At 69.9% G+C, this 10,960-nt stretch carries 13 protein-coding genes; 9 read left to right on the plus strand and 4 right to left on the minus strand.

All coding sequences use genetic code 11. From position 1 onward, the window contains the following. From JYK17_RS39405 to truA, 3 genes are all read left to right on the plus strand, one after another. Positions 1-295, plus strand: a 295-nt coding sequence (locus tag JYK17_RS39405; RefSeq protein WP_308011742.1) for a DNA-directed RNA polymerase subunit alpha C-terminal domain-containing protein, incomplete at its 5' end; no start/stop codon positions are given. A 103-nt stretch (positions 296-398) separates the two neighbouring features. After that, on the plus strand, positions 399-905 hold the full coding sequence (gene rplQ, locus JYK17_RS39410) for a 50S ribosomal protein L17 (RefSeq protein WP_108013299.1): 507 nt from the start codon (positions 399-401) through the stop codon (positions 903-905). Between the two features lie 147 nt (positions 906-1,052). Next, on the plus strand, positions 1,053-1,907 hold the full coding sequence (truA, locus tag JYK17_RS39415) for a tRNA pseudouridine(38-40) synthase TruA (protein ID WP_108013298.1): 855 nt from the start codon (positions 1,053-1,055) through the stop codon (positions 1,905-1,907). A gap of 4 nt (positions 1,908-1,911) precedes the next feature. Here the strand turns inward: truA and JYK17_RS39420 are convergent, their stop codons facing one another. After that, entirely contained in the window at positions 1,912-2,793 is an 882-nt protein-coding gene (locus JYK17_RS39420; protein WP_222812270.1) for a hypothetical protein, read from the minus strand. A 333-nt stretch (positions 2,794-3,126) separates the two neighbouring features. On the opposite strand from JYK17_RS39420, the gene rplM reads away from it, so the two are divergent. The 3 genes from rplM to glmM all read left to right on the plus strand — a co-directional run bounded on the left by rplM (position 3,127) and on the right by glmM (position 5,644). Continuing rightward, positions 3,127-3,570 (plus strand): 50S ribosomal protein L13, encoded by a 444-nt coding sequence (rplM, locus tag JYK17_RS39425; protein ID WP_108013297.1) that lies wholly within the window; start codon positions 3,127-3,129, stop codon positions 3,568-3,570. A 42-nt stretch (positions 3,571-3,612) separates the two neighbouring features. After that, on the plus strand, positions 3,613-4,134 hold the full coding sequence (gene rpsI, locus JYK17_RS39430) for a 30S ribosomal protein S9 (RefSeq protein ID WP_108013296.1): 522 nt from the start codon (positions 3,613-3,615) through the stop codon (positions 4,132-4,134). A gap of 151 nt (positions 4,135-4,285) precedes the next feature. Further along, positions 4,286-5,644: a phosphoglucosamine mutase gene (gene glmM, locus JYK17_RS39435; RefSeq protein WP_108013295.1), complete on the plus strand. Its 1,359-nt coding sequence runs from the start codon at positions 4,286-4,288 to the stop codon at positions 5,642-5,644. An 81-nt stretch (positions 5,645-5,725) separates the two neighbouring features. Here glmM and JYK17_RS39440 read toward each other — a convergent pair whose 3' ends face one another. Together JYK17_RS39440 and coaA are read right to left on the minus strand one after the other, a co-directional pair. Next, positions 5,726-6,655, minus strand: a complete 930-nt coding sequence (locus JYK17_RS39440) for a DUF389 domain-containing protein (RefSeq protein ID WP_128802701.1) — start codon at positions 6,653-6,655, stop codon at positions 5,726-5,728. A gap of 21 nt (positions 6,656-6,676) precedes the next feature. Next, positions 6,677-7,645 carry a type I pantothenate kinase gene (coaA, locus tag JYK17_RS39445; protein WP_181362517.1) on the minus strand — a complete coding sequence of 323 codons (969 nt, stop codon included), beginning with the start codon at positions 7,643-7,645 and terminating at the stop codon, positions 6,677-6,679. Positions 7,646-7,808: 163 nt separating this feature from the next. Here coaA and glmS point away from each other — a divergent pair, with 163 nt between their 5' ends. Then, positions 7,809-9,656 carry a glutamine--fructose-6-phosphate transaminase (isomerizing) gene (gene glmS / locus JYK17_RS39450; RefSeq protein ID WP_108013292.1) on the plus strand — a complete coding sequence of 616 codons (1,848 nt, stop codon included), beginning with the start codon at positions 7,809-7,811 and terminating at the stop codon, positions 9,654-9,656. A gap of 35 nt (positions 9,657-9,691) precedes the next feature. Next, the gene (locus tag JYK17_RS39455) at positions 9,692-10,063 is read left to right on the plus strand and encodes a holo-ACP synthase (protein ID WP_108013291.1); all 372 of its coding nucleotides are present in this window, start codon (positions 9,692-9,694) and stop codon (positions 10,061-10,063) included. Between the two features lie 44 nt (positions 10,064-10,107). On the opposite strand, the gene JYK17_RS39460 is transcribed toward JYK17_RS39455, so the two are convergent. Then, complete coding sequence (locus JYK17_RS39460) at positions 10,108-10,557, minus strand: hypothetical protein (RefSeq protein WP_108013290.1); 450 nt, start codon at positions 10,555-10,557, stop codon at positions 10,108-10,110. Positions 10,558-10,663: 106 nt separating this feature from the next. Here JYK17_RS39460 and JYK17_RS39465 point away from each other — a divergent pair. After that, a partial coding sequence (locus JYK17_RS39465) for an NAD(P)H-hydrate epimerase (protein WP_308011743.1) occupies positions 10,664-10,960 on the plus strand: 297 nt, incomplete at its 3' end.

Below are 10,960 nucleotides of genomic sequence, written 5' to 3' on the forward strand. Positions count from 1 at the left end.
GGCCGCCGACCTGGCGCTGCCGATCGAGGAGCTGGAGCTCACCGTCCGCTCCTACAACTGCCTCAAGCGCGAGGGCATCCACTCCGTGGGTGAGCTCGTGGCTCGTTCCGAGGCCGACCTCCTGGACATCCGCAACTTCGGCGCGAAGTCCATCGACGAGGTCAAGGCGAAGCTGGCCGGCATGGGCCTGGCCCTCAAGGACAGCCCGCCCGGATTCGACCCCACGGCCGCCGCCGACGCCTTCGGCGCCGACGACGACGCGGACGCGGGTTTCGTGGAGACCGAGCAGTACTGAGCCTTCGGGCCAGTGCTGAACGGTCGTAGCCGGTGAGCATCCGCTCATCGGGTTCCTGACCCCGGTACCTGATACGGCCGGGGCAGACACACAGGAGAAAGAAATGCCGAAGCCCACCAAGGGTGCCCGTCTGGGCGGCAGTGCCGCGCACGAGAAGCTGCTCCTCGCGAACCTCGCGAAGGCGCTCTTCGAGCACGGCCGCATCACCACCACCGAGGCGAAGGCCCGCCGTCTGCGGCCCTACGCCGAGCGTCTGGTGACCAAGGCGAAGAAGGGCGACCTTCACAACCGCCGCCAGGTGCTGCAGGTCATCACGGACAAGAGCGTCGTCCACACGCTCTTCACCGAGATCGGCCCGCGGTACGAGAACCGTCCGGGTGGCTACACCCGTATCACCAAGATCGGTAACCGCCGTGGCGACAACGCGCCCATGGCTGTCATCGAGCTGGTGGAGGCGCTGACGGTCGCGCAGCAGGCGACGGGTGAGGCCGAGGCCGCCACCAAGCGTGCTGCGAAGGACGCGGAGGCTGCTCCGGCTGCCGAGGACACCAAGGTCGACGTGACCAAGGAGTCCGACGGCGAGGCTGCCGAGGAGTCGAAGGACGCGTAAGCGTCTGCGGGGTGCTGTTCGGTCGGCGGCTGCGGGTTCGCCGTGGCTGATCGCGCAGTTCCCCGCGCCCCTGAAAACAGGGTGTTGGCGGGTCCGTTCCTTTCGGGGAGCGGGCCCGCTTTTTTGTGTTGCTGAGAGGATCTACGGGTGAGCGACGAAGTAGAGCCCGGTTATGTGCGTGTCCGTCTCGATCTCTCCTACGACGGGAGCGAGTTCTCCGGGTGGGCCAAGCAGGCCGGGGGGCGGCGGACCGTGCAGGGGGAGATCGAGGACGCTCTGCGGACCGTGACCCGGTCGCGGGAGACGTACGAGCTGACGGTCGCCGGGCGCACCGATGCCGGGGTGCATGCGCGGGGGCAGGTGGCGCACGTGGACCTGCCGGAGCCGGTGTGGCGGGAGCATCACGAGAAGCTGCTCAAGCGGCTCGCCGGTCGGCTGCCCAGGGACGTACGCGTGTGGGCCCTCAGGGAGGCGCCCAGCGGCTTCAACGCCCGCTTCTCGGCGGTCTGGCGGCGGTACGCGTACCGGGTCACCGACAACCCCGGAGGCGTCGATCCGCTGCTGCGGGGCCATGTCCTCTGGCACGACTGGCCGCTCGACGTCGACGCCATGAACGAGGCCGCCGAACGGCTGCTGGGGGAGCACGACTTCGCCGCCTACTGCAAGAAGCGGGAGGGCGCGACCACCATCCGCACCCTGCAGCGGCTGAGCCTGGTGCGCGGGGACGACGGGATCATCACCGCGACCGTGCGCGCCGACGCCTTCTGCCACAACATGGTGCGCTCGCTGATCGGGGCGCTGCTGTTCGTGGGGGACGGGCACCGGGGCCCGGACTGGCCGGGCAAGGTGCTCGCCGCCGGCGTACGGGACTCGGCCGTTCATGTCGTACGGCCGCACGGGCTGACCCTCGAAGAGGTCGGCTACCCGGCCGACGAGTTGCTTGCCGCGCGCAGCAAGGAGGCGCGCAACAAGCGGTCGCTGCCGGGAGCCGGCTGCTGCTGAGTCCCTAGCCGACGGCCGCGGCCGACGCCTGGGCCTCGCCGCGCCGGTGGATCTGGCGGAAGGTGAACTCGGCCAGGTCGTCGCCGACCTTGAACACCTTGGTGTCCGTCTTCGTGACGTCCTTGCCGTTGGTGAAGCCGCTGGTGGTGAAGTAGGCGTAGCGGCCGAAGGAGTTGGTCGTCGTGCGACAGGTCGCGGAGTTGCAGAAGGCCTTCACGCCCTTGCCGGCGAGCGGCGCCACCAGGCTCTTGTTGTCGGCGAGGCCCTTGACCTTGGTGGCCTGTGCCTCGGTGTCGAAGACCGCCACGCCGACCGTCACCGCGACGCCGTCCCTGGTGTAGGTGACGCGCATCAGCCGGGTGCACTTGTTGCTGGTGAGGATCTTCGGGAGGGTCTTCTCGGCGGCCGAGGCGCAGTTCTTCGTGTCGGCCGTCGCGCCCTTCTTGTACACCGCCGTGCCCATGGTCAGCTGCGTGCCCGGGAAGAACGAGTCCACGCTGAGCGGTGCCGTGTCCTTGCTCTTGCTGGCGACGAACTCCTTCGGGTCCAGCGGGGGCGGGGCGCTGGTCGGCGCGAACGAGGGGGCCGTCGCGCTGCTGCTCGGGATGGAGCCGCCGGTCGGCACGTTGCTGGGGCTGCCGGAGGCGTTGTTGTCGCCGTTCGCCGACACCACGGCCATGGCGACGGCGGTGCCTATCGCGACCGTGGCCACCACGCCGCCGCCGATGAACAGCAGCCGGCGCCGCCTGTTGCGCGTCTCCGACGCCTCCGCCAGCGCCGCCCAGTCCGGGGTCTGCCCGTCGCTGCCGCTGCTCCACGGCTGCTGGGAGTTTGGTTTCCAGGGGTCCCACTGGGACTGGGGTCCCCCCTGCTGCCCATAGCTCATGGGGCGCATCTTAGACGGGGTGCGAGAGGTGCCGACGTGCCTCCGGCGGGCCGCCCGGGGACCTTTCCGGCACTGCCGTACATTGTGGCCGAGCGGGGTTGCCGAAGGCTTCTTCCGGGCTCGTTTTGACCCTTGTGGGGGAGCCCCGGTATCCTGCTTCTTCGTTGTGTATTGGCTTGCTCATTCTCACGGGACGGGCCCTTACACCGGTCCACCGGGCCGATGACCAGCGACCCCACTACGCGGTATGCGTCGCCGCTGTGCGGTCCAGGCTGTCGTGATCGTTTCGGTGACCTGTTCAGGACCATTCACTCGAAGCGAAGGCTACGAACCGTGCGTACGTACAGCCCCAAGCCCGGCGATGTGACGCGCCAGTGGCATGTCATCGACGCTCAGGACGTTGTCCTGGGCCGACTCGCCACCACCGCCGCGTCCCTTCTGCGGGGCAAGCACAAGCCGATCTACGCCCCCCACGTCGACACCGGTGACTTCGTCATCATCATCAACGCCGACAAGGTGCACCTGTCCGGCAACAAGCGGACCCAGAAGATGGCGTACCGCCACTCCGGCTACCCGGGTGGTCTGCGCTCCGTCCGCTACGACGAGCTGCTCTCGAAGAACCCCGAGAAGGCCATCGAGAAGGCCGTCAAGGGCATGCTCCCCAAGAACACCCTGGGCCGTCAGATGCTCACCAAGCTGAAGGTCTACTCGGGCGACCAGCACCCGCACGCTGCGCAGCAGCCGGTGCCGTTCGAGATCACCCAGGTCGCGCAGTAAGTCCGGCCACCCCCTAAGACTGAAGAGAATCTGAGGAGCATCGTGGCCGAGACCACCGTCGAGACGCCCGTCGAGGGCGAAGAGATCGTCGACATCGAGAGCTACACCACCGAGTCCGACGTGCCCGTCGAGGGCGAGTACACGTCGGAGTCCCTGGCGTCCCGCTTCGGCGACCCGCAGCCGGCCGCCGGCCTGGGCCGTCGCAAGAACGCCATCGCCCGTGTCCGGATCGTCCCGGGCAGCGGCAAGTGGAAGATCAACGGTCGCACCCTTGAGGACTACTTCCCCAACAAGGTGCACCAGCAGGAAGTCAACGAGCCCTTCAAGGTGCTCGAGCTCGAAGGCCGCTACGACGTCATCGCCCGTATCTCGGGTGGCGGTGTCTCCGGTCAGGCCGGTGCGCTCCGTCTCGGTGTCGCCCGTGCGCTGAACGAGGCCGACGTGGACAACAACCGCGGCCCGCTGAAGAAGGCCGGCTTCCTCAAGCGCGACGACCGTGCGGTCGAGCGCAAGAAGGCCGGTCTGAAGAAGGCCCGCAAGGCTCCGCAGTACAGCAAGCGCTGATCGCTGCCGCTGTATCGCATCAATCGCCCCGGCCGCACGGATTGTGCAGCCGGGGCGGTTCTTTTACACAACCCCCACAGACCTCGGACAGTCTCAGGCAATGTACTTGGGAGTGAGCCGCACTCTCTTCAGCAATTCGGAGGACACCACAGTGGGACGACTCTTCGGCACGGACGGCGTGCGCGGTGTCGCGAACGCGGATCTCACGGCGGAGATGGCGCTCGGCCTCTCCGTGGCCGCGGCGCACGTACTCGCCGAGGCGGGGACCTTCGAGGGCCACCGGGCAACGGCGGTCGTCGGACGGGATCCGCGTGCGTCCGGGGAGTTCCTGGAAGCCGCCGTGGTCGCGGGTCTCGCCAGTGCCGGCGTGGACGTCCTGCGCGTGGGCGTGCTGCCGACGCCCGCTGTGGCGTATCTCACCGGCGCGCTCGGCGCCGACCTCGGCGTGATGCTCTCCGCGAGCCACAACGCCATGCCCGACAACGGCGTCAAGTTCTTCGCCCGCGGCGGCCACAAGCTCGCCGACGAGCTGGAGGACCGGATCGAGGGCGTGTACGAGTCGCACCGCCACGGCGAGCCCTGGCAGCGGCCCACGGGTTCGGGTGTCGGGCGGGTGCGCTCGTACGAGGAGGGGTTCGACCAGTACGTCGCCCATCTCATCGGTGTGCTGCCCAACCGGCTGGACGGGCTGAAGATCGTCCTCGACGAGGCGCACGGCGCCGCCGCCCGGGTCTCGCCGGAGGCGTTCTCGCGGGCCGGCGCCGAGGTGATCACGATCGGTGCCGAGCCGGACGGGCTCAATATCAACGACGGCTGCGGCTCGACCCACCTGGACAAGCTGAAGGCGGCCGTCGTCGAGCACGGCGCGCACCTCGGCATCGCGCACGACGGCGACGCCGACCGCTGCCTCGCCGTGGACCACACCGGTGCGGAGGTCGACGGCGACCAGATCCTCGCCGTGATCGCGCTGGCCATGCGGGAGCGTTCCGTGCTGCGCGAGAACACCGTCGTGGCGACGGTCATGTCCAACCTGGGCTTCAAACTGGCGCTGGAGCGCGAGGGGCTGCAGCTCGTTCAGACGGCGGTCGGTGACCGGTACGTCCTGGAGGAGATGAAGGAGCACGGGTACGCGCTCGGCGGCGAGCAGTCCGGGCACGTCATCATCCTCGACCACGCCACCACCGGTGACGGCACGCTGACGGGCCTGATGCTCGCCGCCCGGGTCGCGGAGACCGGGCGGTCGCTGCGCGAACTGGCGGCTGTGATGGAGCGGTTGCCGCAGGTGCTGATCAATGTGCCGGACGTGGATCGGTCCCGTGTCGGGGACTCGGCCGATCTTGCTGCCGCTGTTGCTGATGCGGAGCGGGAGTTGGGGGCCACCGGGCGGGTGTTGCTGCGGCCGTCCGGGACCGAGCCGTTGGTGCGGGTCATGGTGGAGGCGGCTGATATCGAGCAGGCTCGGTCTGTTGCAGGGCGGTTGGCTGATGCTGTGAAGTCGGCTCTTGGGTAGGGGTGCCGGGTTCGAGGTGGGGCGTGCTGTGCGTTGCGGGGTGCGGCGTCGTCGTGGCTTGTCGCGCAGTTCCCCGCGCCCCTAAAGGCGCTGTCGTTGGCGTTGCCAGAAGTACTTCTGGGCTAGCAGGGTGAGGGTGCCTGCCAGGACGATGCCCAGGAGGTTCAGCAGGAGTTGCTGCGTTGAGCGGGCCGCTTGGGTGGTGTCGGTGTAGATCAGGGCCACGGCGGCATTCGCGGCGGCCGGGACCGTCGTCACGGAGATGGCGACGCCCACCAGGGCACCCGACTTGGCGGAGGTCAGGGAGAGGGTGCCCGCCGCTCCGGCGAGGACCGCCACGACGAACGAGAACCAGTCCGGGGCGTAGATGAAGCCGGTGTTGGGCCGCGCCGCCTCCAACTGGGCCTTGGTGAACAGGCCGACGGCGTCCATGAACAGGCTGAAGCCCACCGTGACCGCCATCGCCGCGGCGAATCCCACCAGCAGTGCGATCAGAGACCGCAGGGCCAGGCGTGGTGCGCGCTGCACGATCGCGGTGCAGATGCCCGCCAGTGGGCCGAACTCGGGCCCCACCGCCATCGCGCCCACGATCAGGATCGCGTTGTCGAGCACCACGCCGCAGGCCGCGATCATCGTGGCGAGGGTGATGAAGGCGACGTAGGTGACCGAGAGGGTCGACTCCTCGTGGGTCGCGTCGGTGAGGTGCTCCCACAGGACGGCGTCCGCGCCCTCGCCGGGGGCCTCCGCCTCCGCCTTGTCGGCGCGCTCGGACAGGGACAGGTCGATGTCGTCGACCGCGATGGAGCCGCTCTGCTCGATGCCCAACTGCTGCAGCGCGGTGATGAGTTCGTCGCCCGCCTCGCGGGCCACGTCGCACATCACCACGTCTCCGGCCGGGTTGCGGGCGGCCCCGGGGAGCACGACCAGGTGTGTCGTGCCCACCGTCTTCTCGATCAGGAGGACCACGTCGTCGGTTCGCTCGGCCGGCGTGATCAGGCGCAGATGCAGCATGGTTCTTTGTAGCAAGCCCTTCTAGAGCTTGCGCAGCCGCAGGCGCTGCACCTTGTGGTCCGGGCCCTTGCGGACGACCAGGGTGGCGCGGCCCCGGGTGGGGGCGATGTTCTCGATGAGGTTCGGTTTGTTGATGGTGCGCCAGAGGGTGCGGGCGTAGTCGAGGGCCTCCTCCTCGGAGACCTGCGTGTACTTCCTGAAGTACGAGTCCGGGTTCTGGAAGGCGGTCTGGCGCAGCTTCTTGAAGCGGCTGAGGTACCAGCGTTCGATGTCCTCGGCGCTGGCGTCGACGTACACGCTGAAGTCGAAGTAGTCGGCGAGACCGGCGCGGGTGCGGCCGTCCTTGCCGGGCAGGGCGGGCTGCAGGACGTTGAGGCCCTCGACGATGAGGATGTCGGGGCGGCGGACCGTGAGGCGCTGGTCCGGGACGATGTCGTAGATCAGGTGGGAGTAGACGGGCGCCGTCACCTCGTCCTTGCCGGCCTTGATGTCGGCGACGAAGCGGGTCAGGGCGCGCCGGTCGTAGGACTCGGGGAACCCCTTGCGCGACATCAGGCCGCGCGCCTGCAGCTCCTTGGTGGGCAGCAGGAAGCCGTCGGTCGTGACCAGTTCGACGCGGGGGTGTTCCGGCCAGCGGGAGAGCAGGGCCTGCAGGAGGCGGGCCACCGTGGACTTGCCCACGGCGACCGAGCCCGCGACACCTATGACGAACGGGGTGCCGGACTGGGAGCCCTGTTCGCCGAGGAAGGTGTTCAGGGCGCCTCTGAGGCCGTCGGTGGCGCCGACGTAGAGGTTGAGCAACCGGGAGAGCGGGAGGTAGATGTCCCGCACCTCGTCGAGGTCGATCACGTCGCCGAGGCCACGCAGCTTCTCGACCTCCTCCGCGGTGAGCGGCAGCGGCGTCTTCTCACGCAGCGCGCTCCACTCGGCTCGGGTGAGGTCGACGTAGGGAGTCGCCTCCGGCCTGGGCCGGTGGGCGCTCCGGGGCATCGAGGAGACCGGAGAGATCACATTCCATTGTTAACGGAGTTTGAACGGGTCGGCGGGTGTGCTGTGTCACGTTCGCCGAATGCTTTCGTACGACGGTGGGAATTTCCGATTTCGGGCACGCAGTGCCGCTTTCCGGCGGGCGGTGAACCGTAGGCTGCCCGGCATGTGCGGAATCGTGGGATACGTGGGACCGCAGTCGGCGCTCGAGGTCGTCATGGCCGGGCTGAAGCGGCTGGAGTACCGGGGCTACGACTCGGCGGGTGTCTCGGTGCTCGCGGACGGCGGGCTCGCGGCGGCGAAGCGGGCCGGGAAGCTCGTCAACCTGGAGAAGGAGCTGCAGGAGCGGCCGCTGCCGACGGGCGCGACGGGGATCGGGCACACCCGGTGGGCCACGCACGGCGGGCCGACGGACGGGAACGCGCACCCGCATCTGGACAACGCCGGCCGCGTCGCCGTCGTCCACAACGGGATCATCGAGAACTTCGCGGCGCTGCGGTCCGAGCTGGCCGAGCGCGGTCACGACCTCGTCTCCGAGACCGACACCGAGGTCGTCGCGCATCTGCTTGCCGAGGAGTTCTCCGCCACCGCCGACCTCGCGGAGGCCATGCGGCTGGTCTGCCGGCGGCTGCAGGGCGCGTTCACGCTGGTCGCGGTGCACGCGGACGCGCCGGACGTGGTGGTGGGCGCGCGCCGGAACTCGCCCCTGGTGGTCGGCGTCGGGGAGGGCGAGGCCTTCCTCGCCTCGGACGTCGCCGCGTTCATCGAACACACCCGCTCGGCGCTCGAACTGGGCCAGGACCAGGTCGTCGAGCTGCGGCGGGAGACCGTGACGGTGACCGGCTTCGACGGGCGGCCCGCCGAGGCCCGGCCGTACCACGTCGACTGGGACGCCTCGGCCGCCGAGAAGGGCGGCTACGACTACTTCATGCTCAAGGAGATCGCCGAGCAGCCCAAGGCGGTCGCCGACACCCTGCTCGGACGCATCGACGCGGCGGGCTCGCTGACGCTGGACGAGGTGCGCATCCCCGCGCCGGTGCTGCGGGAGGTCGACAAGGTCGTCGTCGTGGCCTGCGGTACGGCCTTCCACGCCGGGATGATCGCCAAGTACGCCATCGAGCACTGGACGCGTATCCCCTGCGAGGTTGAGCTGGCCAGCGAGTTCCGCTACCGGGACCCGATCCTCGGCCCGCGGTCGCTGGTGATCGCGATCTCCCAGTCCGGGGAGACCATGGACACCCTGATGGCCGTACGACACGCCCGCGAGCAGGGCTCCCACGTGCTCGCGATCTGCAACACCAACGGCTCGACGATCCCGCGCGAGTCGGACGCCGTGCTCTACACGCACGCCGGGCCCGAGGTGGCCGTCGCCTCGACCAAGGCGTTCCTGACGCAGCTGGTCGCCTGCTATCTGGTCGCGCTGTATCTGGGGCAGGTGCGCGGAACCCAGTACGGCGACGGGATCGGCACCGTCATCCAGGACCTGTCGCACATCTCCGGCGCGGTCGAGCGGGTGCTGGAGACCATGGAGCCGGTGCGGGCGCTGGCGCGTTCCCTGGCCGCCAAGAACACGGTGCTGTTCCTGGGGCGGCACGTCGGCCACCCGGTGGCCCTGGAGGGCGCGCTCAAGCTCAAGGAGCTGGCCTATATGCATGCCGAGGGGTTCGCGGCCGGGGAGCTGAAGCACGGGCCGATCGCCCTGATCGAGGACGACATGCCGGTGGTGGTGGTCGTGCCCTCGCCCCGCGGGCGGTCCGTGCTGCACGACAAGATCGTCTCCAACATCCAGGAGATCCGGGCCCGGGGAGCGCGCACGATCGTCATCGCGGAGGAGGGCGACGAGGAGGTCGTGCCGTACGCGGACCATCTGATCCGGACCCCGGCGACCCCGACGCTGCTGCAGCCGCTGGTGGCCACCGTGCCGCTCCAGGTGTTCGCGTGCGAGCTGGCGACGGCGCGCGGGAACGAGGTGGACCAGCCGCGCAACCTGGCCAAGTCGGTGACGGTGGAGTGAGGTTGCCCGTGGTGATCTCCTCGTAGGGTGCCGCCATGAGCATCATCGGCGTCGGGATCGACGTGGCGGAGATCGACCGGTTCGAGGCGTCCCTCGAGCGCACCCCCGGGATGGCGCAACGGCTGTTCGTGGAGCGCGAGTTGCTGCTGCCCAACGGCGCGCGCCGGGGCATGGCCTCGCTCGCGGCGCGCTTCGCCGCCAAGGAGGCGCTGGCCAAGGCGCTCGGTGCGCCGTCCGGGCTGCTGTGGACGGACGCCGAGGTCTTCGTCGAGGACAGCGGGCAGCCGCGGCTGCGGGTGAAGGGGACGGTGGCGGCGCGGGCGGCGGAACTCGGGGTGCGGTCCTGGCACGTGTCGCTCAGCCATGACGCGGGGGTCGCCTCGGCCGTGGTGGTCGCCGAGGGGTGAGCCCCGCGACCGGCGCGCTCCAGGTCGGTACATCGTCGGTACATCTAGGTGCAGATCCAGCAGTACAGGCGCTGGTCGCGGACGGCCGCCCGGTCCGCGAGGTCCGCCAGGGCGCGCAGGAAGCGGGACAGGTCGGCCGGGTCCGGCGGGCCGGGGAAGTCACCGGTCGCCGCCCAGCCGACGGCGACGTCGTCCAGCAGCCGGCGGTCGAAGGCGGCGAGCGCGTCACGGAAGGCGTCGGTGAGCGACACGCCGACGGCTTCGCCGTCCCCCACCATCGCGATCAGCGCGCCGTGCCGCGGATCGGACTTCACCTCGTCCGCCGTCCGGCCCGTTATCAGCGTCTCGGCGGGCAGCAGGTCGACCACCGGGTCGATGCCCTTCACCACCAGCTCGTCGTACCCCGTGCCCAGGGGTTCGCCGTCATCGCGCACGACCGCGCGGACGGCTTGCTCGTCGTCGGTCGCGGCGTAATAGCCGTACAGGACTCCCATGCGCCGAGCATGGCAGCCGCCACTGACAATCGGCCCGTGCCGCAGGGGACAAGGGGCGGGGGGCCGGGGGTGCGGCCCGGGGCGGGGTCGGGAGAGACTCGACCCCATGCGTACTGCGTACAGCGTGGAGACGGTAAGGACGGCCGAGCGTGCGCTGATGGCGCGGCTTCCCGAGGGGGCGCTGATGCAGCGCGCCGCCGCCGGGCTCGCCGCGGCCTGCGCCGAGTTGCTCGGGCGGGTCTACGGCAGCAGGGTCGTGCTGCTCGTCGGCAGCGGGGACAACGGCGGTGACGCCCTGTACGCCGGTGCCCGCCTCGCCCGGCGGGGAGCGGGGGTCGCCGCGGTGCTGCTCGCGCCCGAACGGGCCCATGCCGCGGGGCTCGCGGCGCTGCTGAGGGCCGGC

It is taken from the genome of Streptomyces plumbidurans (genome assembly GCF_019857225.1).
Classification (GTDB): domain Bacteria; phylum Actinomycetota; class Actinomycetes; order Streptomycetales; family Streptomycetaceae; genus Streptomyces; species Streptomyces plumbidurans.